Raw genomic sequence first — 25,149 nt, 5'->3', positions numbered from 1 at the left:
ATTCGAAAAGGGGTAGATATGCGTATTGATCTGATTCCCGTCGGCGTGAACCCGCCCGACGACCTGAACGTCATCATCGAGGTGCCGACCGGCGGCGAACCGGTGAAGTATGAATTCGACAAGGCGTCAGGCGCGCTGTTCGTCGATCGCATTCTGCACACGCCGATGCGCTATCCGGCGAATTACGGCTTCGTGCCGCACACGCTGTCGCCCGATGGCGATCCGCTCGACGCGCTCGTCATCGCCCGCTCGCCCTTCATCCCCGGCTGCGTCGTCCGCGCCCGGCCGATCGCGGTGCTGAACCTGGAAGACGAAGCCGGCGGCGACGAAAAGCTCGTCTGCGTGCCCGCCGATTCGGTCTTCCCCTATTACTCGAACGTCGGCAGCCGCGCCGATGTGCCGGAGATCGTGTTCGAGCAGATCGAACACTTCTTCACGCACTACAAGGACCTCGAAAAGAAGAAGTGGGTCCGCGTCGGCAAGTGGGGCGACGCCGACGAGGCCCGCCGCATCACGCTGGAGGCGATCGAGCGCTACGAGAACGCCAAGGCCGCCGGCCACGAACCGATGGACAACGCCGCCGACCTCGGCCGCGAATAAGCTCCGAAGAAATGTTCCCCGGCGGAGGCCGGGGCCCAGTTGGGAAGGCGGCAGTGAGTTATCACGACCCTTCGCCCAACTGGACCCGGCATCCGCAACACACCCCGTGCTCCTGCGAAAGCAGGAGCCCAGAGCCACAACCAACGAAGCGTCGTTCCATCTGGCCCTGAATTCCCGCGTTCGCGGGAAAACGGTGAAGAAGCGCGCCAGAAACCCGCCTGTCCTACACCCGACAGAATCGGGTAGAGCAAACCCAGCTCTTTCCCATCGTCCGCCCACCCCGAACCGCGCAAACCCTCGCGCACGCGTACACGCGTATGCGCAGGTGTGACTTTCGGGACTTTCCGCGCCCGAAACCTGCAACCAATCAGGCCTGCGCCCCGACCTCCGCACTCGCCAATATATCCCGCCGCCGGCCTGCGAACAGGCACGCCGCCACGATCACCCCGGCCCCCGCCAGCGTCCACATCGACACCGCCTCGCCGAACACGATCCACCCCAGCGCTGCTGCCCAGACGAACGAGGTATATTCGGTCGCCGCCAGATAACTCGCCTCGCCCCGCGCATAGGCCCAGCCGAGCAGCAGCATCGATATCGATCCCAGCACGGCAGCGAGTCCCAGCAACGGAACCAGCCCGACCGGCGGCACCACCATCAGCCACGGCGCCGCCAGCGCCAGCGTCGCCAGCACGACGACCGACTGGAACAGCGCGATCTCCACCGGCTTGGCCGCCAGCGCCTGCAAGCGCGCAAGGATCAGGTTGATCGCATACAGCACCGCTGATGCGAGGATCGCCACCGATCCCCACCACGCCGCCGGTGCCGGCGCACTCCGTGATTGCCCCGCCAGAATGATGGCGATCCCCGCCAGTGCCGCGATCCCGGCGACCAGCGCCCGCCACCCGGCCCGCTCGCCCAAAAACAGCACCGCCAGCCCCAGCGCGAGGATCGGCGCGGTGTAACCGATCGCCACGCCCAGCGTCATCGGCACCCGCGCCAGTCCCCAGAAGAACAGCAGCGCCATCGCCGTCGTCACGCCGCCTCTGGCGAGGTGCAGCCCCAGCGTCCGGCGATCGGGCCAGATGCGCGGCCCCACGCTCCACAACGCCCCGCCGATCGCGACATTGCCGAACGCGCGCCAGAACATCGTGTTGTACACGCCGATCGCCAGCACCAGCGCCTTCATCGCGGCATCCATGACCGAAAAGACGCCGATCCCCAGCGCCGCAACCGCGAAGACGACGGTCGGTGTCGGCCTCACCCTTCGCCGGCCAGCCGGTCCAGCGCCTCGCCTTCCAGCCGCCACGGCTCCCAGCCGGCCGACCGCTTGGCGCCGATATGGCTGTAGAAGGTCTTGGCCGTGTCGTTCCAGTCGAGCACCGCCCAGTCGATCCGCGCACAATCCTGACGCTTGGCTTCCTGCGCCAGCGCGGTCAGCAACGCCTTGCCCGCCCCGGTGCCGCGCGCCGCCTCGGACACGAACAGATCCTCCAGATACAGGCTCGGCCGTCCCGTCCATGTCGAATAGGTTCGGAACCACAGCGCCACGCCCTCGACCCGGCCATCGATCTCGGCGACATGCGCGAAGACTTCCGCCGCCGGACCGAACAGCGTGGCATGCAGCGACGCCTCGGTCGCCCGCACCGCATCCGGTTCACGCTCGTATACCGCCAGCGCGACGATCAGGTCGAGGATCGCGACCACGTCGCCGGGTTCGACCCGGCGGATCGCCAGCGTCATTCCGCCGCCACCGCGACCGGCTCCGACGCTGCCCCCGACGCCGATTCAATCTCGGCGATCGTGAAGCGAATTCCATCGTCCGCTCGATTATAAGCGTAGCCGGTAAGCGCCCGCGCCAGATCGCCCGGCACGTCAAATGGTCCGCTGGCCGCGGCCGCTACGGGCGCCAGCGCCGGGGGCCATTCACCATGCAATGCGCCCCCGTCCTCCAGACCATAACTGACGGACCAGTTTCCATCGGGACCGGCATAGTCGACGAACGAGGCGTCGATGCCCTCGAATACCATGAACGCGACCACGGCAGTCTGCGTGACCAGCACCGGAACGCGGGACGGAAGTGCCCACTCCACGTCGTTCGACCAGATGAGCGACCAGCCGCCGGAAAGCTCCGCGACCGAAAACGGCGCCTCGTTCGCCTCGTCCGGTACACCCGTGTCGGTCAGGTGCAATGCCTCCAGCAGCGTCGCCTTCGGCGCCCTCGCTGCCAGCCAACTGATCTGAAAACCCATTGCCCCCCCTTATTCCGCCGCCACCGCGACGGGCTCCGACGCTGCTTCGATCTCGGCGGCCTTCGCCTCGACCAGCTTCACGATATGCTCGATCATGTCGGCGTCCTGGACATGATGGTCGGTGACGCCCGACAGATAGACCATGTGCTTGCCATTGCCGCCGCCGGTGATGCCGATATCGGTTTCCCGCGCTTCGCCGGGGCCGTTGACCACGCAACCCAGCACCGACAGCGACATCGGTGTGCGGATATGCTGCAACCGCTCCTCCAGCGCCTGCACGGTGCGGATCACGTCGAAACCCTGCCGCGCACAGCTGGGGCACGACACGACGCGGACACCGCGGTTGCGGATGCCCAGCGACTTCAGGATCTCGAAGCCGACGCGCACCTCCTCTTCCGGCTCGGCCGACAGCGAGACGCGGATCGTGTCGCCGATGCCGTACCACAACAGCGACCCCATCCCGATCGCGCTCTTCACCGTCCCGCCGACGAAGCCGCCTGCCTCGGTGATGCCCAGATGCAGCGGGCAATCGACCTGTTCGGCCAGTTGCTGATACGCCGCGACCGCCAGGAACAGGTCGGACGCCTTCACCGCGACCTTGAACTCGTGGAAATCATGATCCTGCAACAGCTTGATGTGATCCATCGCCGATTCGACCAGCGCATCGGGGCACGGCTCGCCATATTTTTCGAGCAGATGCTTTTCGAGGCTGCCGCCGTTCACGCCGATGCGGATCGCGCAGCCATTGGCCTTGGCCGCGTTCACGACCTCCTTCACTCGCGCCGACGACCCGATATTGCCGGGGTTGATGCGCAGGCACGCCGCGCCCGCATCGGCGGCTTCCAGCGCCCGCTTATAGTGGAAATGGATGTCGGCGACGATCGGCACGCGCGACGCGCGGACGATCTGCTTCAGCGCGGCGGTGCTTTCCACATCGGGGCACGACACCCGGATGATGTCGACGCCAGCATCCTCGCAGCGACGGATCTGGTCGATCGTCGCCCGCGCGTCGTCGGTCGGTGTATTGGTCATCGTCTGGACGGTGACGGGGGCGTCACCGCCGACGGGGACATTGCCGACCATGATCTGGCGGCTCGGACGGCGCACGATGTCGCGCCACGGACGAATGGACATGGCGCAACCTATACGCCGCCACGATGACAACAGGAAGACCATGGCGAGCGGCCGCCGATCTGCTACCGGCGCGGCGCCAGTTACCGCATGGAGCCTGACCCACAATGACCGACCAACGACACTGGACGCTGGTGATCCACGGCGGATCGGGCATCATCGAACGATCGACGCTGAGCGCGGAGGCGGACGCCGCCGCCCGCGCCGCCCTCGCCCGCGCACTGGACGCCGGCGGCGCGGTGCTGACCGGCGGCGGCGCGGCAATCGATGCGGTGCAGGCGGCGATCGAGGTGCTGGAGGACGATCCCGCCTTCAACGCCGGCCACGGCGCGGCGCTGACGTTCGAGGGCGGGGTCGAGCTGGACGCCGCGATCATGGAGGGCACCGGCCGGCGCGCGGGCGCGGTGGCGGGCGTCACCACGGCGCGGCATCCGGTGGCGCTGGCCCGTGCAGTGATGGAGCACAGCCCGCACGTCCTGCTCGCCGGCGCTGGCGCCGAACGCTTCGCCGCCGAACAGGGGGTCGAGCCGGTCGATAACGACTGGTTCGTGATCCCGGCGCGTCGCCACCAACTCGAATCGATGAAGGCGGATGACGACTGGTTCGACGTCGATATGAAGTACGGCACCGTCGGCGCGGTGGCGTGCGACATGGCCGGCCACGTCGCCGCCGCGACCTCGACCGGCGGCGTGACCGGCAAACGCTGGGGCCGGGTCGGCGACTCGCCGCTGATCGGCGCCGGCACCTATGCCGACGATCGCTCCGTGGCCGTATCGGCGACGGGATCGGGCGAATTCTTCATCCGCGAAAGCGTCGGCCACGAGATCGGCGCGCGGGTGCGGATGCTGGGCGAATCGCTGCAACAGGCCGCCGACACGGTGATCGCCAGCGTGAAGGCACTCGGCGGCACCGGCGGCGTGATCGTCACCGGTCCCGGCGGCGAGGCGGTGTGGAGCTTCGCCACGCCGGGCATGTATCGCGGCTCGATCACCTCGGCCGGCGAACCGGTCGTGGCGATCTATGGTGACGAGGCATGATCCGCCGTCTGCTCGCTACGCTCGCCCTGCTGATGACCGCGCAGCCCGCATCTGCGTATTGGGAATATGGCCATGAAACGGTCGCGGCGATCGCCTGGGCCAATGTGAAGCCGGCGACGCGGGTGGCGATCCGCCGCGTGCTGGCGGCGCAGGCGGAACTCGACACGCCGACCTGCCCGGCGCGGACGATCGAGGCAGCGAGCATCTGGCCCGATTGCATCAAGCCGCTGAAGGACGCCGCCGGCCAGTCGCGCTTCGGCTACGCCTATAGCTGGCACTATCAGAACGTGAACATCTGCCAGCCCTTCACGCTGGAACCGGCATGCAAGGACGGCGACTGCGTGTCGACCCAGATCGACCGGCAGCAGGCGGTGCTGAAAAACCGGCGGGCGAGCGCGAAGGACCGGGCGATGGCGCTGGCGTTCCTGGTCCACTTCGTCGGCGATCTCCACCAGCCGCTGCATGCTGGCGACAAGGGGGACAAGGGCGGCAACGACGCCAAGGCGGATTATGGCATCTATGCGCCGCTCCGACTGAACCTGCATTCGATCTGGGACGGACTGCTGGCGGAACGTGCGATCTCGACGCCGCCGCCGCTGGTGAAGCGATACCCGGCGGCGGTCCGCCGGCGGCTGGGGGCGGGCACCACCACCGACTGGAGCCGCGAAAGCTGGCGGGATGCCCGCATCGCCTATGAAGCGGCGATGGGCGGCGATCCCTGCGCACCGACCCCGGCGCGGTTGAAGCTCGACGAAGCGACGATCGCCCGGCTGGTCCCGCTGGCCCGCGACGAGGTGGTGAAGGGCGGTCTGCGACTGGCGCGGTTGCTCGACGCGTCGCTGGGATAGCCGCTAGAAGAACCCCAGCGCCCGCGCCGCCGCGACCGACATCGCGGCGCAGGACAGGACGACGATCGCGGCGGCCAGGCCGAACATCAATTTGCGAACGGTCATCTCATTCCTCTTTCGGTGGCCGTCCGCGCCGGGCCGGCACGGGGACATCCAGCTTCACGCCACGCCGCGCCAGCGCCTCGCGCAACAGGCATTCGACCTCGGCATTGACGCTGCGCAGATCGCCCGCCGCCGCCCGCTCGATCGCGGCATACAGCGCCGGATCGAGACGAAGCGGAAAGGACTTACGCGGCGCGCTCGACATTACTGGTACAGCGACCCTGCGTTGACCACCGGCTGCGTATCGCGCTCGCCGCAGAGCACGACCATCAGGTTCGATACCATCGCCGCACGCCGTTCGTCGTCCAGTTCGACGACGTTCTTTTCACTAAGCAGCGCCAGCGCCATCTCGACCATGCCGACCGCGCCCTCGACCAGCGTCGATCGCGCCGCGACCACCGCCTGCGCCTGTTGCCGGCGGAGCATCGCCCCGGCGATCTCCTGTGCATAGGCCAGATGCGTGAAGCCGCATTCGTCCACGGTGATCCCCGCCACGACCAGTCGCGCGATCAGTTCGGTGCGCAGCTCGCCGCCGACCTGATCGTGATGGCCACGCAACGTGATCTCCTGATGCTCGTAATCGTCATAGGGATAGCGCGAGCCGATGGTGCGGACGGCGGCCTCGATCTGGACGTTCACGAACGCCTTGTAATCGTCGACATCGAACAGCGCCTGCGCAGTATCGGTAACGCGCCAGACGACCTGCGCCGCCATCTCGATCGGATTGCCACGCAGATCGTTGACCTTGATGCGTTCGGAGATGACGTTGTTCGACCGGACAGAGATGGTGCGACGGATCAACCACGGCAGGACCCAGCGCAGCCCCGCCACCCGGTCGGTGCCACGATAGGCACCGAACAGGGTGATGGCCGCGGCCTGATTGGGTTGCAGCATGTAGAAACCGCAGACGATGAACAGCGCCGCCAGCATGCATCCGATCGGCACCACCGACAGAATCAGCGGCCACGCCTCGCTGGCCAGGCTGTAGACGCCGTACGCCCCGAACAGGATCAACAGCGCAAGCGCGCCCAGCATCGCCAGCCCGCTGAAGGTCGATGCGCCATATTCGCGCGAATGGGTGAGTGCCTGTCGTTCGTTCGATGATACGATTGCCATCTCTGCCTCCCTTAATCTGATATCACTTTAATATCGTTTTCGAGAGGTTGGCAAGCCGTTCGTAAAAACGAAGGCGCCGGCGGAGCTATCTCCACCGGCGCCTCAGGCTTACCGACGATAATCGATCAGCGGCACTTCACCTTGCCGCGATCGACCGACCGGCCCAGCAGCGCACCACCACCGGCACCGGCCAGCGTGCCGAGCGTCCCGCCGCCGATCAGGTTGGCTAGCAGACCGCCGCCCACCGCGCCGATCACCAGTCCCGTCGTGCCATCGTTGCGCTTGCAATAGGCCCGGCCGTCCTGACCGCGATAGATGCGATCGTTCCGACCCAGCCGGCGCTCACGGTAATTGCCCTTGCGATAGCTGTCCTGGGGGTTCCAATTGCCGTCGCGATCACCCTGCCAGCGGTTGTCACGCGATTCGCGGCGCTGCGCCTCGGCGGGCGCAGCGGCCATGGGGGTGACTATGGCGGCCACGGCGAAGGCGGCGATCAGCTGTTTCATCGAATTGCTCCTTGGGGCGAAACAATGACAACGCCGCTGTCACAGCCAAGTTCATTTACCGCCGATGGGATCAGCCGAGGACGATCGTCACCGCGCGGCGGTTCTGGGCATAGGCCTCGTCGTCCGAACCGGTCGCGACCGGGCGTTCGCTGCCATAGCTGATCGTCGTCATCCGCGTGGCCGATACGCCACGCGCCGCCAGATAGTTTTTGGCGGCGTTGGCGCGACGATCGCCCAATGCGAGGTTGTATTCGCGGGTGCCGCGCTCGTCGCAATGCCCCTCGATCGTGATGCGGACATTGGGATAGCGGGCCAGCCACTGTGCCTGATTGTCGAGGATCGTGCGCGCGGCGGGATCGATGTCATACTGGTCGAGGCCGAACAGCACGGTGTTAGACGTGACCGACCGCTTGAAATCGGCATCCGAGCCGGGCGTGATCGCGCCATCGGTCGGTGTGACCGGGCCGGTCGGGCCGGTGTCGCCCGTGTTCTGCACGGGCGCGGGCGGCAATACCTCGGGGCGCTTCTTGGAACAGGCGGCGATCGCCAGCGCGGCGGTGGCGATGATGAGGCTGGTCTTCAGCTTGGCCATAACATTATCTCCCAGTGTGTATCGAAAATTCAGGGGCGCAGCGGCCCCCAGGCGGGGTCGGAACCGTCGAGCGGGGTCGGGATACGGCGTTCGTTGACGCCGGTCAGGTCAACCATCCACAGGGTCGCCTTGCCCGATGAACCCCGGCCCGAGCGATAGAAAGTGATCGCGCGGCCATTCGGCGACCAGCTCGGCCCCTCGTCCGACCAGTCGTTGGTCAGCAATTTCTCACCACCGCCCGATGGCGACATGGTGCCGATGCGGAAATTGCCCGCCAGCTTGGTGAAGGCGATCAGGTCGCCACGCGGGCTCCAGACCGGGGTGGCATAACGACCGCCGCCGAAGCTGATCCGCTGCTGGTTCGATCCATCGGCGTTCATGACGTAGATCTGCTGGCCGCCGGAGCGATCCGATTCGAACACGATGCGGCTGCCATCGGGCGAATAGCTGCCGCCGGTGTCGATGCCGGGCGACGTCGTCAACCGGGTTGGCGTGCCCCCCTGACTCGATACCCGGTACAGGTCGGTGTTGCCGCCCGTCGCCATCGAGAACAGGATATTGCGGCCATCGGGCGAGAAGCGCGGCGCGAAGGTGGTCGCAACGTTCTGCACCACCAGACGCTGCCGGCCCGACCCGATATCGTAGACATAGATCGACGGGATGCGCCCGACATAGCTCATATACACGATCGACTGCTGGTTCGGTGCGAAGCGCGGCGTCAGCACGATAGACTGGCCGTTGGTCAGGAAGCGGTGGTTCGCACCATCCTGATCCATGATCGCCAGTCGTTTGATGCGCTTGTCCTTCGGCCCCGTCTCGGCGACGTAGACGACGCGGCTGTCGAAATACGGACCCTCGCCGGTCAGCCGCGAATAGACCGTGTCGGCGCACTTATGCGCGGCGCGGCGCCAGTCAGCGGGCGGCACGACGAAACCCTGCCGCGCCAGTTCACGCTGCGCCGACACGTCGTACAGATAACAGCCGACCGTCAGCGTGCCGTCGCCATTGGCGCGGATATACCCCTGCACCAATGCCTGTGCCTGCGTGCCGCGCCAATGGTCATAGGCGGGCTGCGTCACTTCCGGGAACGACACCGACTTCAACTGGCCGGGCGACAGCGGCGTGAACAGGCCGGAATTGCGCAGGTCGTTGGCGATGATATCCGACAACTGGCGGCCGAGCGCATCGGTGGAGCCGGCAGGAGTGTTCACCACCGCGGCGGCGGGCATGACAGGAATCGCGATCGGCGTCGGCGCGGAGATGCCGCCCTCGACATCGACGATCAGGCCGCCGTCACCCTGCCCCGCCGGCTGCTGGCCAGCGGCGGCCGGCGGGGATTGCGGCGCGGGGGCGGGTTGCTGGGCGGCGGCAGCGGTGCCGAGCAGGAGCGCAAGGGCGAAAGGCGAGCGGAACATGGGCATCCTCAACCAGGCAGCTTGTAACGGAGCGTGAAGTTGCTCCAGCCATTCTGAACGTCATACAACTCATCGGGCAAGCCGCGAAGGGGCGAACAACCGGTGAAGGTGGCGATGGCCAGATCGTCGACCCGGTCGACGTAACGCTGGTTCTCGTCATCGACGCCGGTATGGCCGACGACGCGGGGTTTGCCGGCCAGCGTGCCGTCACGGTTCAGGCGCAGGTTGATCGCGACGCGGATACGCTCGGCACCAGGGCCGGGATTGACCTGACGATTGGCACAGGGTTGCACCTGCCGCAGGATCGCGGAGCCGATATTGGCGGCGGCCTGCGCCCCCATCTTCGCCGCCGGCGCGGCCTCTGCCTTGGATGGCGAGGGGCGGTCGGACAGCCCCTTCAGGAAATCGTCACCCAGGCGCGAGCCACGCGGGCGCGCTGCGGTTGCCGTGGGCGATGCGCCGCTGCCCTTGGCCGCAGCAGATTTGGCGGCCGGCTTGGCGGCGGCCGTCGCGGTTTTGGCGGGGGCGGCCTTGGCCGGTGTCGCGGCAGCCGGCTTCGCGGGTGCCGGTTTGGCTGGCGCGGCTTTTTCGGCGGCCGGCGTCGGCCGGGGCGGCGCCGGCTTGGGCTTCGGCACGGGAACCGGAGCCGGCGCAGGCTTGGGGCGCGGCTGCGGTGCCGGGGCGGGCGCGACTTTCGGTGCAGGCGCGGGGACGGGAGCAGGAGCCGGTTCGGGCGCTGGCGCGTACTCGGCGGGCGCCGGCGGCGCGGCATCCTCGGGCGGCCCTTGTTCGGGCGCGATCGACGGTGCCGCTTCGGCGGTCGGCGCAGGCGAGGTTTGCTCGAGCGCGATATCCTCGACCAGCGACACCTCCACCGGCGGCACACTGGGCTTCAGTGGTTCCGGACTGGCGAGGAAGCCGAGCGACAGCAGCGCAAAGAGCACCGCATGCCCCGCGACCGCGATACCGATCGCCAGCTTTTCGCCGCGTTCCACCGTTATTGCTCCACGCTGACCAGCGCGACGCGGTTCAGCCCCGCGCGATTGAGTTCGCCCATCACCCGCATCACGCGACCGTAATCCAGCGCCCGGTCCGCGCGCAGGAGAACCTGTGGCGGTTGCGACCCGCGCGCCTTGGCGACGATCGCTTCCAGCCGGCCGGGCAGCGCGGCATCAGCCACCTCGTCCTCGCCCATGAACAGCCGGCCCTGCCGGTCAATCGACAGCGCCACCGGTTGCTGGTCCTGATCCAGCGCCTTGGCCCGCGCATCGGGCAGGTCCACCGGCACGCCCGCGGTCAGCAGCGGCGCCGTCACCATGAAGATGATGAGCAGCACCAGCATCACGTCGACCAGCGGCGTGACGTTGATATCCGCCATCGGCGCACGCCGGCCCCGACGACCGGAGGGAAGGTTCATCGCCATGTCAGCGGCTCCTTCAGCGGGCCGCGTCGAGCTGGCGCGACAGCGTCGTGTGGAACCCGTCGGCGAAACGGTTCAGCCCCGCCTCCACCTTGTTCACGCCGTGGCTGAAGCGGTTGTAGGCGATCACCGCCGGAATCGCCGCGAACAGGCCGATCGCGGTGGCGAACAGCGCCTCGGCGATGCCCGGCGCGACGACCGCGAGCGACGAATTCTGTGCGGAGGCGATGCTGGTGAAGCTGCGCATGATGCCCCACACGGTGCCGAACAGCCCAACGAACGGCGCGACCGATCCGATCGTGGCGAGGATATTGAGGCGATCGGACAATTTGTCGATCTCCAGCGCGACGGCGGCGCCCATGGACGTCGCCAACCGCTCGCGCGTGCCGCCTTTGTCCACCGTGCCGCTCGCGGTCGAGCGGCGCCATTCCTGCACGCCGGCCGAAAAGACGCGGGCCGATGGCAGGTCGCGGTTCGATTCGGCCTTGTGGAACGCGTCGATATCCTCCGCCTTCCAGAAATCGCGCTCGAACCGGCCCATCTCGGCGCGGGTGCGGCGCAGGCGGCCGGAAAAGGCGATGATGATCGCCCAGGTCCAGATGCTGGCGAGCAACAGCCCCGCCATCACCGACTTCACGACCCAGTCGGCCTGCAGGAAAAGCGCGATCGGCGAGAGTGTCGCCGCGTCCATGTTCAAAACCGGATTCATTCAGCCCCCTTGAGCGACGAGCTTGGCATAGATGTCGATCCAGGCACGCGGCTGGCGACGCGGACGGCCGGATGCGGCGACGAGCGCCGCGACCACATCCGCTTGTGCCAGCACTCGTTCGGCGCACCTGACTGTCTGATGAATGGCGACCCGCGCCGCACCCACCTCGACCACCCGCGACACGACGACGAGCGCATCGTCGAGACGGGCGGGCGCGAGATAACGGATGTTCAGGCTGGCGACGGCATAGGCCCCCTCGCCCGCCTCGAACACCGCGCGCTGGTCGATCCCGGCGACCCGCAGCATGTCGGACCGGGCGCGCTCCATGTAGCGCAGGTAATTGGCGTGATAGACGACGCCCGACAGGTCGGTGTCCTCGAAATAGACGCGCAAGGGAAACCGGTGTTCGGGTCCCTCGAAGCGTCCTGCCGCCGGTTGATCCAGGCCGTTCATCGGGCCAGGCGTTAACCGAAGCGGGCGGCGGAAGGAACCCGCTTGGCGGCTCATGCGGTTCGGCATAGCGTGTCGGGTTCGAGGAGAGAGATGATGGCGGATCGACCGACCGGCGGCGTGACCGCGTTCCTGACCATAGCGCAGCGGCGCGGGCGCGAGGCGCTGTCCTTCTACGAACGCGCCTTCGCCGCCGAGGTGGTGGAACGCAATGTGGCCGAGGATGGCGAGCGGTTGATGCAGGCGTCGCTGCGCCTGAACGGCGGCTGGATCATGTTGTCCGACGAATTTCCAGAGTGGACCGGCCATGCCGCGCCGCCACCGGCGGGCGTCACGCTGCACCTTCAGGTCGACGATGCCGATCGCTGGGTGGCCCGCGCCGCGGCGACGGGGGCGGTCGTGACGATGCCGGTCGCGGATCAGTTCTGGGGCGACCGGTACGGGCAGGTGGTCGACCCCTTCGGCCATCGCTGGTCGATCGGATCGCCGATCAAGGAATGATCTGAGCGATCACGGTTCGCCGACGCCGACCCGGACGGAGGCGATCTGCACCGGCGCGGCCTGCGCGGCGATCATGACGGACGCCGGCGCATGGCGGGCCTGCCACGCGGTACGGGCGATGCGATACCGATCGAACTCCACGAAGAACGCCAGCATCGGCGCCTCCAGCCGTGGTAGCGCGGTGGCGGCAAAGGCCGGCAGCGCATCTGGCGCGATGGCGCCCAAGTCGCGGATAACGCCCAGCGCCGCGGCGCAGAACGCCTCCTTGGCCGGCGGCAGCGCCCAGAAATTATACAGCCGGGTCATCGCATCGTCCTGATACGCCTGCCAGTTGGCACCGAACCGCGCCTTGTACCGCTGCGCCACCGCATCGGTGATCGTTGCCAGCGTCGCCTTGTGCATGGTCAGCAGAGCATTGTACCCATCGATCAACTGGTCCGCCGCCGCCCCGCGACAACCGAGCGCCGCGACGTTCAACGCCACGCGCAGGTGCCACGTGGTTTCCTCGGCCGACAGACCGCGATTGGGGGTCAGGTAGCCGCCCGCGCCATCGGCGACCGGCGGTTCGAAATTGGGCGATGCTCCTGCCGGCAGCATCGGCGCCGCGTCGTCGATCACCGCGACCGCCGGCACCATCGATGCCGGTGCCGACAACATCTCCTGCGCGGCCACCGGCAGCGACAGGAAAGACGCCACCAATGCGACGATGCGGAACGATACGCGTACCATGGAGCCCCCCAAATATTCAGGGGGTTAGACTGACCCGCATCGGCTCTACCGTCGGTTACCGGTGACGGTTTCCCGCTCGTTTACCGCGATCCGCACGGTATTTTTCAGCCCGCGCGCTTGTCCAGCGCGTGCTCGGCCTCCGCCATCAATTCGGCGATGATCGCGGCGGCGGGCTCTTCCTTCGTCACCATGCCGACGGACTGGCCAGCCATCACCGAACCGTGCTCGACGTCGCCATCGATCACCGCGCGGCGCAGCGCCCCCGCCCAGTAATGCTCGATCTGCAACTGTGCCTCGGCCATCGCGACCCGGCCCTCGTCCAGATGCCCGGCCACCTCACGCTGCTTGGCGGTGAACAGCTCGCCACCCGCATTCCTCAACGCCCGCACGGGAATGACCGGCAGGCGCGGATCGAGCTGGACCGAGGCGACGGCATCGCGGGCCGAGGCGCGGATGAACGCCTTCTTGAAATTGGCATGGGCGATCGATTCGGTGGCGCAGACGAAGCGTGTGCCCAACTGGACACCGGCTGCCCCCATGTCGAGATACCCGGCGATCGCCTCGCCCCGGCCGATACCGCCGGCGACGAACACGGGCAGTTGCTCGCTGAGTTCGGGCAGCATCTCCTGCGCCAGCACGCTGGTCGAGACAGGACCGATATGCCCCCCCGCCTCCATCCCCTCGATCACCAGCGCGTCGATGCCCGACCGGATGAGCTTCTTCGCCAGCGCCAGCGTCGGCGCGAAGCAGATTACCTTGGCACCGCCCGCCTTGATCGCCTCCAGCGACCCCTTGGGCGGCAGACCACCCGCCAGCACGACATGGCCGACGCCGTGGCGCGCACAGACATCGATCAGCGCCATCAGGTCGGGATGCATGGTGATGAGGTTCACGCCGAACGGCTTGTCCGTCATCGCCTTGGTCGCGGCGATCTCGCGGTCGAGCAGATCGACGGTCATCGCCCCGCACGCGATCACGCCGAAACCGCCCGCGTTCGAGATCGCGGCGACCAGATGCCGTTCCGACACCCACGACATGGCACCGGCCATGATCGCCACGTCGGTGCCGAGGAACGCCGCGCCCCGCGCCATGCGGCGGGCGAGGCGTTCCTCGCCCACGGTGGAGGCGGTGGTGGCGGGGGATGCGGCAACGAGGGTGTCGGTCATCCCCCTGCCTAGCGCGGGTGGCGGGGCGGCGGCAAGCCGTGGCCAATCCGCAAGTTACGTCAGCGGGTTACATCAGCGGGCTACAGGGCCAGATCGGGGCTGCGATCCACCTTGACCCGCGTTGCCGCCGGCCGGGGCCGTTCTGTGACGTGGACGGCGGGCGAGGCGACCGCCAGTTGCAGCGTCTCGGCCGTCGATGCCCAGGTCTTCGCGATCGCGTCCGGATCGTCGTTCAGCGCGGTGCCATAGCTGGGAACGATCTCGCGGATCTTCGCCTGCCACTGCGGCGTTGCGAGCCGGTTGCCGAAAACCTTTTTCAACAGGTCCAGCATGATCGACGGCGCGGTCGAGGCGCCCGGCGACGCGCCGAGCAGCGCGGCGATCGAACCGTCCTTCGACGCGACGATCTCGGTCCCGAGTTTCAGCACGCCACCCTTGTCGGGATCGCGCTTGATGATCTGCACGCGCTGCCCCGCCTGCCACAGCCGCCAGTCGGCGTCCTTCGCCCCCGGAAAATACTCGCGCAGCGCGTTCATCCGGTCTTCCTGCGACATGATGAGCTGGCCAGCGAGATATTCGACGAGATCGAAATCGTCCCAGCCCACGCTGAGCATCGGTCGAAAATTGTCGATCGTCACCGACGCCGGCAGATCGAAATACGAACCCTGTTTCAGGAACTTGGTCGAAAACGTCGCGAACGGCCCGAACAACAGCACCTGCTTGCCGTCCAGATAGCGCGTGTCGAGATGCGGCACCGACATCGGCGGCGATCCCACTGCCGCCTTGCCATAGACCTTGGCCAGATGACGCCGGGCGATCGTGGGATTGTCGGTGACCAGGAACGAGCCGCCGACCGGGAAGCCGGCATAATCATCCGCTTCGGGGATGCCCGATTTCTGCAGGATCGGCAGCGCCCCGCCACCGGCGCCCGCGAACACGAAGCGGGCCTTGATGACCTGCTTCTCGTCGCTCTTCATATCGCGAGCGGTGACGCGCCAATGACCGTCCGTCTCGCGTTCCAGCGACCGTACCTCGTGACCGGTGGTCAGGGTGAAGCCGGGCTGGTTCGTCATCGACGCGATATATTGCCGCGTCACCTCGCCCCAGTTGCAATCGGTGCCGAGCGGCGACCGGGTGGCGGCCAGCTTCGTGCCGGCCGGGCGACCCTGCATCATCAACGGCACCCAGGCGGCGATCTGCGCGGGGTCGGTCGTGAACTCCATGCCGGAAAAGAGCGGACTCGCCTCCAGCGCGGCATGCCGCTTTTGCAGGAAGGCGACATTGTCATCGCCCCAGACCAGATTCATATGCGGCGTGGAATTGATGAACGACCGGGGATTGGCGAGCATGCCCGCCTTCACCTGATGGCTCAGGAACTGGCGCGTGACCTGAAACTGCTCGTTGATCTCCACCGCCTTCTTGATCTCGACCAGACCATCGGCGGCGTTCACCGGCGTGTAATTCAGTTCGCACAGCGCGGAGTGGCCGGTGCCGGCGTTGTTCCAGCCGCCCGAGCTTTCCTCGGCCACCTGATCCAGCCGCTCGACCAGTTCGATCGTCCAGCCTGGCTCCAGCTGGTGGAGCAGCACGGCCAGCGTCGCGCTCATGATGCCGCCACCGATCAGCAGCACGTCGACGTTACGCTCGGTCGCCGCGCCGCTGGCGGCCCCAGGCACCATCGCGGCGGACCCCGCGACGATCGCCGAGCCCAGCAGACCGCGTCGGGTTACGCCGCCGGCGCGTGACCCCGTATTGTTATCGTTCGATTCGAATTGCACCGTCATGCCTCGTTGATGTCGGCACGGGCCATGTCGCTCACCGGCCCGACGGGGCAGGAACACACAACGGCACCGTCACCGGATTGCTGGTCCGGTCACGCCGATCATCCGTATCGAATGGACCGAGCGCGACCGCTGCTCAAAGTCCTCGCCCATCGTCATGGAATTCTTGGATGGAATTCTCGGGATGCCGCCAAGGCAAACAATGCCATGAGGCGGTGCGTTCCCAATATATGGCATTATCGGCCGCTGCTTACAAGCAGCGGCCGCTTTCCTGCCCCGTCGCCTCGAACAGCGATCAACTGTTTCGAGGCGGCGGGGGTGGTCAGCAAATCGCCGAGTTACTCAGCCGGCGAGTCGGCATCCAGACCATAAGCCGTATGCAGCACACGCACCGCCAGTTCGGTGTAATCCTCCTCGATCAACACGCTGACCTTGATTTCCGACGTGGTGATCGCCTGGATGTTGATGCCGCGTTCACCCAGCGTCGTGAACATCGTGGCGGCGACGCCCGCATGGCTGCGCATGCCGACGCCGACGACCGAAATTTTGGCGACGCGCGTGTCGTGGACCAGCTTCTCGAACCCGATCTCGGCGCCGTTCAGCACGTCGAGACTGCGCGGCAGATCGGCCATCGGCACGGTGAAGGTGACGTCGGTCGACCCGACCGAATGCGCCACGTTCTGGACGATCATATCGACGTTGATGCCCGCATCGGCCAGCGGCGCGAAGATCGATCCGACCGCGCCGGGGCGATCGGGCACTGCGACGAGGGTAATCTTCGCCTCGTTCTTGTCATGCGCGATGCCGGTGATGAGCTGGCGTTCCACGTCGGTAATCTCCTCTTCCCCCACGATCATCGTGCCGGGCAGCGTGTCCGCCATCGGCGCATCCTCGCCCGTGAAGGACGAGAGCACCTGAACGCGGACCTGTTCCTTCATCGCCAGACCCACCGAACGGGTCTGGAGCACCTTGGCGCCGACCGAGGCCAGCTCCAGCATTTCCTCATACGTCACCCGCGCCAGCTTGCGCGCGCGCGGCACGATGCGGGGGTCGGTGGTGTAGACGCCGTCGACATCGGTGTAGATGTCGCACCGCTCCGCCTTCATCGCCGCCGCGACCGCGACCGCGCTGGTGTCCGATCCGCCGCGACCCAGCGTCGTGACGCGGCCGGTGGCGGTGACGCCCTGGAAACCGGGGATCACCGCGACCTCGCCCGCGTTCAGGCTGGCGTCGAGTGCAATCATGTCGATCTCACCGATGCGGGCGCGGGCATGGGCGTCCGACGTCGCGATCGGCAATTGCCAGCCGAGCCACGAGCGCGCGGGCACGCCCGCCGCCTGCAACGCGATCGCCAGCAGCCCGCTGGTGATCTGTTCGCCGGCCGAGACGACGACGTCATATTCCGCCGGATCGTACAGCGCCGATGCCTCGCGGCAGAAACCGACCAGCCGGTCCGTCTCGCCCGCCATCGCCGATACGACGACCGCCACCTGATTGCCGGCATCGACCTCGCGCTTCACGCGCGCGGCGACGCTGCGGATGCGCTCGATCCCGGCCATCGACGTGCCGCCGAACTTCATCACGATACGCGCCATGTAAAGCGATCGACCTCCTTGGGTAAAAGCGGCGGCCCTGATAGGAACCGGACATGCACAGCGCAAGCGACACGATCGATCCGAACGAAGCCGCCCATTTCGGCAAGATGGCGGCGGCATGGTGGGACCCGAAGGGATCGTCCGCCATGCTCCACCGGCTGAACCCGGTGCGGCTGGGCTATCTGCGCGCCGCGGTGGACACGCATTGGGGCGGCGAGACACGCGGTTTCGCGCCGCTCGCCGGCAAGCGCGCGCTGGACGTCGGCTGCGGCGCGGGATTGCTGGCCGAGCCGTTGGCGAGGCTCGGTGCAAGCGTGACGGGGGTGGACGCCGCGCCTCAGAACATCGCCGCCGCCACCGCGCATGCCGCCGCCTGCGGCCTGTCGATCGATTACCGCGCGGGCGGGATCGAAACGGTGGCGGGCGAGCAGTTCGACCTCGTCACCAGTCTGGAGGTGATCGAACATGTATCCTCGCCGCCCGCGTTCGTGCGCGGCCTCGTCTCGGCGCTGGCACCGGGCGGGTTGATGATCCTGTCGACGCCCAACCGCACGCCGCTGTCACGACTGGCGATGATTACGCTGGCCGAGGGGACGGGCGCGATCCCGCCGGGAACGCATGACTGGGACCGGTTCCTGACGCCTGAGGAATTGACGACGCTGCTGGCGAGCGAAGGCATGGTGGTACGCGACATACAGGGGTTGGTGTTCACCCCGTCACGCGGTTTCGCGCTCGGGGCATCGACCTCGCTCGATTACCTGCTCACCGCGACGCACGGCTGAAGACTTCAAGACGGCCTGAAACATGCTGCGCGGATCTGATACCCGATGCCATTGATGACGAACGATAAATGTTCGTCGTTGCGAGCGCAGTGAAGCAATCTAGGGCAGCGCGCGGGACACTGGATTGCTTCGCTACGCTCGCAACGACGATTCGGGTCGAGCCAATTTCATCATGACCGGACGATCAGGCCGCCTCGTCCTTTTCCTCGTTCCGCTGCGACCGACGCTCCAGCGCGGATTTCGCCATGGCCGTGAAGGGGTCGGCCAGCGCCAGCCCCATGATGCCAAACAACGCGCTCATCAGGATCTGCGCGCCCAGCGTCAGCGCGGGGGGCAGATCGACGGTCTTCTTGGCGACGATCGGCAACAGGACATATCCGTCGAAGGTCTGCACGACCAGATAGGTGCCGATCGCCCAGAACCCGATATGCGTTCCGGCCGAGAAGCCGACCGCGATCATCAACGCGCCGCTGATGAACGCGCCGATATTGGGGATGAACGCCAGCAACCCGGTCAGGATGCCCAGGATCATCGCCATCGGCACGCCGCCGATCATCAGCGCGAACCAGGTGATGACGCCCTCCGCCGCCATGCCCAGCAGTCGCCCGGCAAGCAGGCGGCGCAGCGTATTGCCCATCCGTTCGATCGTGATCGAAAATTCCGCCCGTTGATCGCGCGGGATCATCCATTCCAGCCCGCGTCGATACGCCGTCGGGTCCATCGCCACGAACAGGCCGATGACCATGATCATGAACATGCTGGTCAGCGCGCCCACCGCGCTGCCGACCCATGACGTGATCCGCCCGACCGATCCCAGCGCCTGTCTGACGATGCCGTTGACGTCCGACGCTCCGGGCATCAGCCCCTGACCGCTCAGCCAGCTGGTGAAGCGGTTCGCCTGCGTTTCCAGCGTGGAGCGCAACTGCGTGACCTGTTCGGCCACCTGAACGCCCGTCAGGTAGAAGGTGCCGAACAGGAACGCGACCGTCAGCAGCACGACGATCAGCAATCGCCAGCCACGCCCGATCGGCAACACCCGCCCTAGCAGGCGCACGCCGCCATCCAGCAACGCCGCGAACACCAGCCCGGCAAAGATGATGAGCAGCGGCTGGATCAGCAGAACGACCAGGGCGATGCCCCCCGCCATCCCCAGCCAGACCGCCGCGCGCTTCACCTCTTTCCCGACGAACGGGTCGCGCGATTCGATCGGTCCCGCCTCGACCGGGACATCCGCGGCCGGCGACGGGCGTTCGCTCACTTCTCCGACTCGGCCGGATGCAGCGAAGTGCCCGCTCGGCCTGAGCGCAACGACCCCCACCAGGTCAGCGGATTGAGCGACGCGTCGCCATCCAGGCTGAACGTCACGAATTCGGCGCGGCCACCCAAATTCTCGTATGGCACCGGCCCGCCCAGCCCCTGTTCGACCAGCGAATACCGGCTGTCGGCAGAGCGATCGCGATTGTCGCCCATCAGAAAGACATGGTCGGCGGGAATGGTGATCGGGCCGTAATCGTCACCGGGACTCCAGCCGAGTTCGATCGTGTCGTAATGACGGCCATTGGGCAGCGTCTCGGTAATCGTCGGCAGGCGGCAGACGATCTTGCCCGATCCCAGCGTTTCGCGCGCGCCGGGATAATCGGTTTCCGAACAGGGCGTGTTGGTATCGACCGGGATCAGCGTGTCATGCACGCGGCCGCGACGAACCGCCTGCCCGTTCAGGATGACGACGCCGTCCCGCACTTCCAGTCGGTCACCCGGCAACCCGATGACCCGCTTGATATAATCGGTGTGCGTCCCCGGCGGCGTCACGATCACGACATCGCCGCGCGTCGGCAGCGATCCGAACAGCCGCCCCTTAATGAACGGCAACTGCGCGCTCCAGCTGTCGACCGGTTGCCGCAGCACCGCGCCGCGGAAGATGGAGATCGGATCGGGAATGGTCGGCGATACGAACGACCAGCCATAGGCGAACTTCGACACCACCAGCCGATCGCCGACCTGCAGGCCCGGCAGCATCGATTCGGACGGGATGTAGAACGGCTTGGCGATGAAGCTATGGAAACCGAGCACGATCAGGATCAACCAGAAGATGCCCTTCACCTCAGCCCACCAGTCGGTGCCGGAGCGCTTCACGTCGCGCTGGCCTTTGACCGTCTCGGGCGGTGTGCATTCGCCGGGGCTGGCCTGCGGGCCCTGATTGCCGTTCAACAGCGCGTCCTTCATGTGGCAGGGTCCGGTATCGCCTCGATGATCACAAAGGCCTGCGCCCAGGGATGATCGTCGGTCATGGTCAAATGTATACGCGCCGCCATGCCATGCGGGATCATGGCGTCAAGCCTTGCCTGCGCGCCACCGGTCAGCGCCAGCGTCGGTGCGCCGGAAGGGGCGTTGACGACGCCGATGTCCTTCATGAACACGCCCGCCCGGAATCCGGTGCCGACCGCCTTCGAAAACGCCTCCTTGGCCGCGAACCGCTTGGCGAGCGTGCCGGCGCGCGTGAAGGGGCGGCGGGCGGCGCGGGCCAGTTCGACCTCGGTGAAGACCCGGCCCTCGAACCGCGCGCCGAACCGGTCGAGCGACGCCTGAATACGCTCGATATTACAAAGGTCCGATCCCAGCCCGATGATCACCGACCGGTCACCCTCGCACCGAAGAGGATGCAGCATCAACCACGCGCCGCATCCATCTCCGCCCGCATCCGCCGCACGCTCTCGTCCAGCCCCAGGAACAGCGCCTCGCCGATCAGGAAATGGCCGATGTTCAACTCGCGCACCTGCGGAATGGCCGCGATCGGCCCGACATTGTCATAGGTCAGGCCATGCCCGGCATGAACCTCGATTCCGTTCTTCGCCGCCAGCGCCGCCGCATCGGACAGCCGGCGCAGCTCATCGGTCCGTGCCTCTCCGTCCAGTTCGGCATAACGGCCGGTGTGAAGCTCCACCACCGGCACGCCCAGCCGGATCGCCGCCTCGATCTGGCGCGCGTCGGGTTCGATGAACAGCGACACCCGGATATGCGCCGCCGCCAGTTCGCCGACCAACGGCGCGAGGCGGTTATGCTGGCCGGCCGCGTCGATGCCGCCCTCGGTGGTCCGCTCCTCGCGCTTCTCCGGCACGATGCACGCCGCGTGCGGCCGGTGGCGCAGCGCGATCGCCAGCATCTCGTCCGTCGCCGCCATTTCCAGATTAAGCGGGATCGTGAGTTCGGCCGCCAGCCGGGCGATGTCGTCATCGGTGATGTGCCGGCGATCCTCGCGCAGATGCGCGGTGATGCCATCCGCCCCCGCATCCGCCGCCATTAGTGCAGCGCGCACCGGATCAGGATAGCCCGCCCCCCGCGCATTGCGGACGGTGGCGACATGATCGATGTTCACGCCGAGACGAATAGGATGGTTCATGCGCAGGTCGCCGAAGAAAGGATGGCATGGCTGGGGCCCTTGCCCTGCCAGATTTCGCCGAAATCGAAATCGCCGCGATTGGTCAACAGGACGATCGTCAGCCCCTGATCGGGCAGGATGAGGTTGCGCACCTGAAACCGCCCGATCGCGCCTCGCCGCTCGACGATGCGGACGGGCGCGGCACAGCCGCTCAACGGCGTGGTGAACGCCCATTGGCCCAGCGCCATGTGGCCGAGCGCGGGATCGCCCGCCCACATCGTCGCCAGCGCGGACCGGCTCAGCAGCGATCCCGACAGCAACGCCCGGTCGAACGTCGCCATATCACCAGCGGTGCCGACCAGCCCACCGGCCGCCCCATAACGGACCAGCGTCGCACGCTCCGCCGCATCGGGACCACCGTTCCATGCTTCATCGACATCGGCGGGTGCCGCCGTCGCAAAATGCGCGGTCAGCCCGAGCGGAGCGGCGATCCGCTGCGCGAACAAGGCCGGCAATGCCGTACGCGTCGTCCGTTCCAAGATCGCTCCCAGCACGATATAATCGCAATTATTATATCGCCACTGCCCCCCGACCGCTCCGCGTCCTCTCAGACACCAGCCCAGTCCGGTCTCGCCCGTCGTATAGAAACCCGGCTGTCCGTTCGCATCCTTCACGCTGTCGTCGGGATTGCGCAGTCCGGCGCGATGCCGAAGCAACTGGCGCAGCGTCGGCGCCGACGCACCCAGCGCGGGCAGGTAACGACCAGCCGGCACGTCCAGCGACAGGTGGCCCTTGTCGACCTCCTGCATCACCATCGTCGCCACCACCTGCTTGGTCACCGACGCCCAAGGCCACACCGATTCCGCCGCGAAACCACCCGGCTGGCCGACCGCCGCCACCCCGACGCTGCCGCCGGTGATCCGGCGCGGTCCCTGATAGACGGTATAGACGCCGACAAAACCCGACGCCGGCACCGCCGCATCGATCCGCGCCTTGGCCGCCGCGTCCGCCCGCGCGACATCGCCCGCCGCCCCGGTCTGGGCCACGGCGGGCGCGGCGAGCAGCATCAGGGCGGCCAGCAGACGCTTCATGCGGCGGCCCGGCTGCCCGGCTTGATCGCGGGAATGGCGGCGAGTTCGGGCGGCAGCGCGTCGGCGGCATAGCTCGGTACGTCGAGGCGGATCAGCGGGAAGAACGGTACGCCCAGATCGGCCGTGCCGTTCGAGCGATCGACCAGCGACGCCGCCGCCACCGTCTCGCCGCCGGCACGCGCGATCGCCGCGATCGCCTCGCGTGAGGAAAGCCCGGTCGTCACCACATCCTCCATCATCAACACCCGCTGACCGGGATCGAGGCGGAAGCCGCGACGAAGCTCGAAGGTTCCCTCGGGCCGTTCGAGGAACATCGCCTCGACGCCCAGCGCCCGCGCCATCTCGTGCCCTGCGATCACGCCGCCCATCGCCGGCGCGACGACGGCGGTGATGCCGCTGCGGACATCGGCGGGCAGGCGTTCGACCAGCGCTTCGCACAACCGGGCGCCGCGACGCGGGTCCATCAGCACCCGCGCGCACTGCAGATAGCGGGACGAACGCAGGCCGGACGACAGGATGAAATGCCCCTCCAGCAGGGCCTCCGCCGCGCGGAATTCGGCCAGCACATCGTCGTCGGTCATGGTCGCTCCCATAGGGCCAGTATCGGTCGTGCGGATAGAGCCGCGCGCCACGCCAGGCAACGCAAAGCAACGTTCACGCCGATTTCCGTCACGAGCGCTTGAGGCGGCGGCACCCCCGCCCTATAGGTCGTTCCCAAACAGGCTTGGGACAAACCCATTTCTGTCTGCCCGGTCGTGCCACGGGCCATCAATCGAGCAACGGGGTAACGAAGAGAGATGTCGATCAAGGGGTTGAAACGAATCGCGATCGCCGCCGGACTCGCCATGGCGGGTCTGGGCAGCATCGCCGGCCATGCCGCGGCACCGGTGCCGCAGGCTGCCTCTGCCCCCGCGGGCGTCTCCAACGTAGCACCGACCACCGCCGCCGCCACGCCGCCCGCCGCCCCCGCCAGCCCGCTGCTGGCCCGCGACGGCGCGCCGGGTGGCGAGATCAAGGCCGGCATCGGGCAACCTGTGAACGGCGTATACGGCCTCCAGCCGCAGGTGACGCGCAACGGCGAATTCGCGCACTGGATGCACAACATCGTGCTGTTCCCGGTCATCACGGCGATCTCGCTGTTCGTGCTGGCGCTGCTCGGCTGGGTCGTCTTCCGCTATCGCGCGGCTGCGAACCCGGTGCCGTCGAAGACCAGCCACAACACCACGATCGAGGTGCTGTGGACGCTGCTCCCGGTACTGGCGCTGGTGCTGATCGCGGTCCCGTCGATCGGGCTGTTGCAGGCGCAGTTCAAGCCCGCGCCCGCTGGCGCCGTGACGCTTAAGGCGATCGGCAACCAGTGGTACTGGACCTATCAATATCCCGACCATGGCGGGTTCGAGATCACCGCCAACCTGCTGAAGGAAAAGGGTGAGGCCGCCGCCGGCGAGCGTACCCGCACCGATGCCGACGGCCCTCGCCTGCTGGCGACCGACAACCGCATTGTGCTGCCGGTGGGTGTGCCGATCCGGCTCATTACCACATCGAACGACGTGATTCACAGCTGGGCGGTCCCCGCCTTCTGGATCAAGCTCGACGCGATCCCCGGCCGCTTGAACGAGACCAGCTTCACCATCGAGAAGCCGGGCGTCTATTTCGGCCAGTGTTCGGAACTGTGCGGCGCTCGCCACGCCTATATGCCGATCGCGGTCGAGGCGGTGACGCCCGCCCAGTTCGCGGCATGGATCGCGGCCAAGGGCGGCACGATGCCGGCCCGCGGCCAGGCGTCGAACAAGGTCATTCCGCAGCCGGGTGCCGACGGATCGGCGGCCGAGGCGACGACCGCCAACGCCACCGACGCCGTGACCGGCCCGACCGAAAACGTCACCACCGCCGCGCCGACTGCGCCGCAGGGCGCCACCAACAACCCCGCCACGGGCAACGCTGGACAGTAAG

Annotated in this window: 29 protein-coding genes; 6 read left to right on the top strand and 23 right to left on the bottom strand. The window is 67.2% G+C overall.

The genetic code is table 11. The annotated features are described in order from the left end of the window. Nucleotides 1-18: 18 nt before the first annotated feature. Nucleotides 19-600 (top strand): inorganic diphosphatase, encoded by a 582-nt coding sequence (ppa, locus tag JAO74_RS14935; protein WP_199039779.1) that lies wholly within the window; start codon nucleotides 19-21, stop codon nucleotides 598-600. 367 nt (nucleotides 601-967) lie between these two features. Here ppa and JAO74_RS14930 read toward each other — a convergent pair whose 3' ends face one another. From JAO74_RS14930 to ispG, 4 genes are read right to left on the bottom strand one after another with little or no spacing between them, the layout of a single operon-like run. Further along, nucleotides 968-1,861, bottom strand: coding sequence for a DMT family transporter (locus JAO74_RS14930; protein ID WP_332908823.1), 894 nt, complete (start codon nucleotides 1,859-1,861; stop codon nucleotides 968-970). Then, nucleotides 1,858-2,340: a GNAT family N-acetyltransferase gene (locus JAO74_RS14925; protein WP_199039777.1), complete on the bottom strand. Its 483-nt coding sequence runs from the start codon at nucleotides 2,338-2,340 to the stop codon at nucleotides 1,858-1,860. Before JAO74_RS14925 ends, JAO74_RS14930 begins: the two co-directional genes overlap by 4 nt. Beyond that, nucleotides 2,337-2,849, bottom strand: a complete 513-nt coding sequence (locus JAO74_RS14920; protein ID WP_199039775.1) for a hypothetical protein — start codon at nucleotides 2,847-2,849, stop codon at nucleotides 2,337-2,339. Before JAO74_RS14920 ends, JAO74_RS14925 begins: the two co-directional genes overlap by 4 nt. 9 nt (nucleotides 2,850-2,858) lie before the next feature. After that, nucleotides 2,859-3,983 (bottom strand): flavodoxin-dependent (E)-4-hydroxy-3-methylbut-2-enyl-diphosphate synthase, encoded by a 1,125-nt coding sequence (ispG, locus tag JAO74_RS14915; protein WP_199039773.1) that lies wholly within the window; start codon nucleotides 3,981-3,983, stop codon nucleotides 2,859-2,861. 104 nt (nucleotides 3,984-4,087) lie between these two features. On the opposite strand from ispG, the gene JAO74_RS14910 reads away from it, so the two are divergent. Beyond that, nucleotides 4,088-5,017: an isoaspartyl peptidase/L-asparaginase family protein gene (locus tag JAO74_RS14910; RefSeq protein ID WP_199039771.1), complete on the top strand. Its 930-nt coding sequence runs from the start codon at nucleotides 4,088-4,090 to the stop codon at nucleotides 5,015-5,017. Continuing rightward, the gene (locus JAO74_RS14905) at nucleotides 5,014-5,865 is read left to right on the top strand and encodes a S1/P1 nuclease (protein WP_199039769.1); all 852 of its coding nucleotides are present in this window, start codon (nucleotides 5,014-5,016) and stop codon (nucleotides 5,863-5,865) included. The genes JAO74_RS14910 and JAO74_RS14905 overlap by 4 nt, the downstream gene beginning before the upstream one ends. Before the next feature lie 106 nt (nucleotides 5,866-5,971). Here JAO74_RS14905 and JAO74_RS14900 read toward each other — a convergent pair whose 3' ends face one another. The 9 genes from JAO74_RS14900 to ybgC form a co-directional block, all read right to left on the bottom strand. After that, nucleotides 5,972-6,172: a type II toxin-antitoxin system antitoxin gene (locus JAO74_RS14900; protein ID WP_199039766.1), complete on the bottom strand. Its 201-nt coding sequence runs from the start codon at nucleotides 6,170-6,172 to the stop codon at nucleotides 5,972-5,974. Then, a complete protein-coding gene (locus JAO74_RS14895; RefSeq protein WP_233151034.1) occupies nucleotides 6,172-7,083 on the bottom strand; it encodes an SPFH domain-containing protein in 912 nt (303 codons plus the stop codon). Before JAO74_RS14895 ends, JAO74_RS14900 begins: the two co-directional genes overlap by 1 nt. A 125-nt stretch (nucleotides 7,084-7,208) precedes the next feature. Then, nucleotides 7,209-7,589: a glycine zipper 2TM domain-containing protein gene (locus JAO74_RS14890; protein WP_199039763.1), complete on the bottom strand. Its 381-nt coding sequence runs from the start codon at nucleotides 7,587-7,589 to the stop codon at nucleotides 7,209-7,211. A 70-nt stretch (nucleotides 7,590-7,659) separates the two neighbouring features. Beyond that, the gene (gene pal, locus JAO74_RS14885; protein WP_056532031.1) at nucleotides 7,660-8,181 is read right to left on the bottom strand and encodes a peptidoglycan-associated lipoprotein Pal; all 522 of its coding nucleotides are present in this window, start codon (nucleotides 8,179-8,181) and stop codon (nucleotides 7,660-7,662) included. A gap of 29 nt (nucleotides 8,182-8,210) precedes the next feature. After that, nucleotides 8,211-9,602 (bottom strand): Tol-Pal system beta propeller repeat protein TolB, encoded by a 1,392-nt coding sequence (gene tolB, locus JAO74_RS14880; protein ID WP_199039868.1) that lies wholly within the window; start codon nucleotides 9,600-9,602, stop codon nucleotides 8,211-8,213. A gap of 2 nt (nucleotides 9,603-9,604) precedes the next feature. Then, nucleotides 9,605-10,591 carry a cell envelope biogenesis protein TolA gene (locus tag JAO74_RS14875; RefSeq protein WP_199039760.1) on the bottom strand — a complete coding sequence of 329 codons (987 nt, stop codon included), beginning with the start codon at nucleotides 10,589-10,591 and terminating at the stop codon, nucleotides 9,605-9,607. 2 nt (nucleotides 10,592-10,593) lie between these two features. Continuing rightward, nucleotides 10,594-11,019: a protein TolR gene (gene tolR / locus JAO74_RS14870; protein WP_199039757.1), complete on the bottom strand. Its 426-nt coding sequence runs from the start codon at nucleotides 11,017-11,019 to the stop codon at nucleotides 10,594-10,596. Between the two features lie 13 nt (nucleotides 11,020-11,032). Further along, entirely contained in the window at nucleotides 11,033-11,725 is a 693-nt protein-coding gene (tolQ, locus tag JAO74_RS14865) for a protein TolQ (RefSeq protein ID WP_199039754.1), read from the bottom strand. Further along, entirely contained in the window at nucleotides 11,726-12,178 is a 453-nt protein-coding gene (gene ybgC / locus JAO74_RS14860; RefSeq protein ID WP_199039751.1) for a tol-pal system-associated acyl-CoA thioesterase, read from the bottom strand. 93 nt (nucleotides 12,179-12,271) lie between these two features. Here ybgC and JAO74_RS14855 point away from each other — a divergent pair, with 93 nt between their 5' ends. Continuing rightward, complete coding sequence (locus JAO74_RS14855) at nucleotides 12,272-12,676, top strand: VOC family protein (RefSeq protein ID WP_199039748.1); 405 nt, start codon at nucleotides 12,272-12,274, stop codon at nucleotides 12,674-12,676. A gap of 9 nt (nucleotides 12,677-12,685) precedes the next feature. Here JAO74_RS14855 and JAO74_RS14850 read toward each other — a convergent pair whose 3' ends face one another. The 4 genes from JAO74_RS14850 to JAO74_RS14835 form a co-directional block, all read right to left on the bottom strand. Then, entirely contained in the window at nucleotides 12,686-13,405 is a 720-nt protein-coding gene (locus JAO74_RS14850) for a hypothetical protein (protein WP_199039745.1), read from the bottom strand. A gap of 104 nt (nucleotides 13,406-13,509) precedes the next feature. Further along, nucleotides 13,510-14,496, bottom strand: coding sequence for an NAD(P)H-dependent flavin oxidoreductase (locus JAO74_RS14845; protein ID WP_199039865.1), 987 nt, complete (start codon nucleotides 14,494-14,496; stop codon nucleotides 13,510-13,512). A 155-nt stretch (nucleotides 14,497-14,651) separates the two neighbouring features. Beyond that, a complete protein-coding gene (gene mqo / locus JAO74_RS14840) occupies nucleotides 14,652-16,355 on the bottom strand; it encodes a malate dehydrogenase (quinone) (RefSeq protein ID WP_199039741.1) in 1,704 nt (567 codons plus the stop codon). 335 nt (nucleotides 16,356-16,690) lie between these two features. Beyond that, the gene (locus JAO74_RS14835; protein WP_199039738.1) at nucleotides 16,691-17,947 is read right to left on the bottom strand and encodes an aspartate kinase; all 1,257 of its coding nucleotides are present in this window, start codon (nucleotides 17,945-17,947) and stop codon (nucleotides 16,691-16,693) included. A gap of 53 nt (nucleotides 17,948-18,000) precedes the next feature. Here JAO74_RS14835 and ubiG point away from each other — a divergent pair, with 53 nt between their 5' ends. Then, nucleotides 18,001-18,729 carry a bifunctional 2-polyprenyl-6-hydroxyphenol methylase/3-demethylubiquinol 3-O-methyltransferase UbiG gene (ubiG, locus tag JAO74_RS14830; RefSeq protein ID WP_199039735.1) on the top strand — a complete coding sequence of 243 codons (729 nt, stop codon included), beginning with the start codon at nucleotides 18,001-18,003 and terminating at the stop codon, nucleotides 18,727-18,729. 184 nt (nucleotides 18,730-18,913) lie between these two features. On the opposite strand, the gene JAO74_RS14825 is transcribed toward ubiG, so the two are convergent. Genes JAO74_RS14825 through pyrE form a run of 6 tightly spaced genes read right to left on the bottom strand, consistent with a single transcriptional unit; the run spans nucleotide 18,914 to nucleotide 23,777 of the window. After that, entirely contained in the window at nucleotides 18,914-19,987 is a 1,074-nt protein-coding gene (locus JAO74_RS14825) for an AI-2E family transporter (protein ID WP_199039732.1), read from the bottom strand. Continuing rightward, nucleotides 19,984-20,952: a signal peptidase I gene (lepB, locus tag JAO74_RS14820; protein ID WP_199039729.1), complete on the bottom strand. Its 969-nt coding sequence runs from the start codon at nucleotides 20,950-20,952 to the stop codon at nucleotides 19,984-19,986. The genes JAO74_RS14825 and lepB overlap by 4 nt, the downstream gene beginning before the upstream one ends. Then, nucleotides 20,949-21,359, bottom strand: a complete 411-nt coding sequence (acpS, locus tag JAO74_RS14815; RefSeq protein WP_199039847.1) for a holo-ACP synthase — start codon at nucleotides 21,357-21,359, stop codon at nucleotides 20,949-20,951. The genes lepB and acpS overlap by 4 nt, the downstream gene beginning before the upstream one ends. A 35-nt stretch (nucleotides 21,360-21,394) precedes the next feature. Next, complete coding sequence (locus JAO74_RS14810) at nucleotides 21,395-22,126, bottom strand: pyridoxine 5'-phosphate synthase (protein WP_199039726.1); 732 nt, start codon at nucleotides 22,124-22,126, stop codon at nucleotides 21,395-21,397. After that, nucleotides 22,123-23,196 carry a serine hydrolase domain-containing protein gene (locus JAO74_RS14805; protein ID WP_199039723.1) on the bottom strand — a complete coding sequence of 358 codons (1,074 nt, stop codon included), beginning with the start codon at nucleotides 23,194-23,196 and terminating at the stop codon, nucleotides 22,123-22,125. The genes JAO74_RS14810 and JAO74_RS14805 overlap by 4 nt, the downstream gene beginning before the upstream one ends. Continuing rightward, a complete protein-coding gene (pyrE, locus tag JAO74_RS14800; protein WP_199039720.1) occupies nucleotides 23,193-23,777 on the bottom strand; it encodes an orotate phosphoribosyltransferase in 585 nt (194 codons plus the stop codon). The genes JAO74_RS14805 and pyrE overlap by 4 nt, the downstream gene beginning before the upstream one ends. 216 nt (nucleotides 23,778-23,993) lie before the next feature. On the opposite strand from pyrE, the gene coxB reads away from it, so the two are divergent. Next, entirely contained in the window at nucleotides 23,994-25,148 is a 1,155-nt protein-coding gene (coxB, locus tag JAO74_RS14795) for a cytochrome c oxidase subunit II (RefSeq protein ID WP_199039716.1), read from the top strand. The last annotated feature ends 1 nt before the right edge of the window (nucleotide 25,149 follow it).

The sequence above is a fragment of the Sphingomonas mollis genome (assembly GCF_016427505.1).
Lineage (GTDB): Bacteria > Pseudomonadota > Alphaproteobacteria > Sphingomonadales > Sphingomonadaceae > Sphingomonas > Sphingomonas mollis.
The sequence above is the reverse complement of the archived record's forward strand: the minus strand, read 5'-3'. Positions and strand labels throughout refer to the sequence as shown.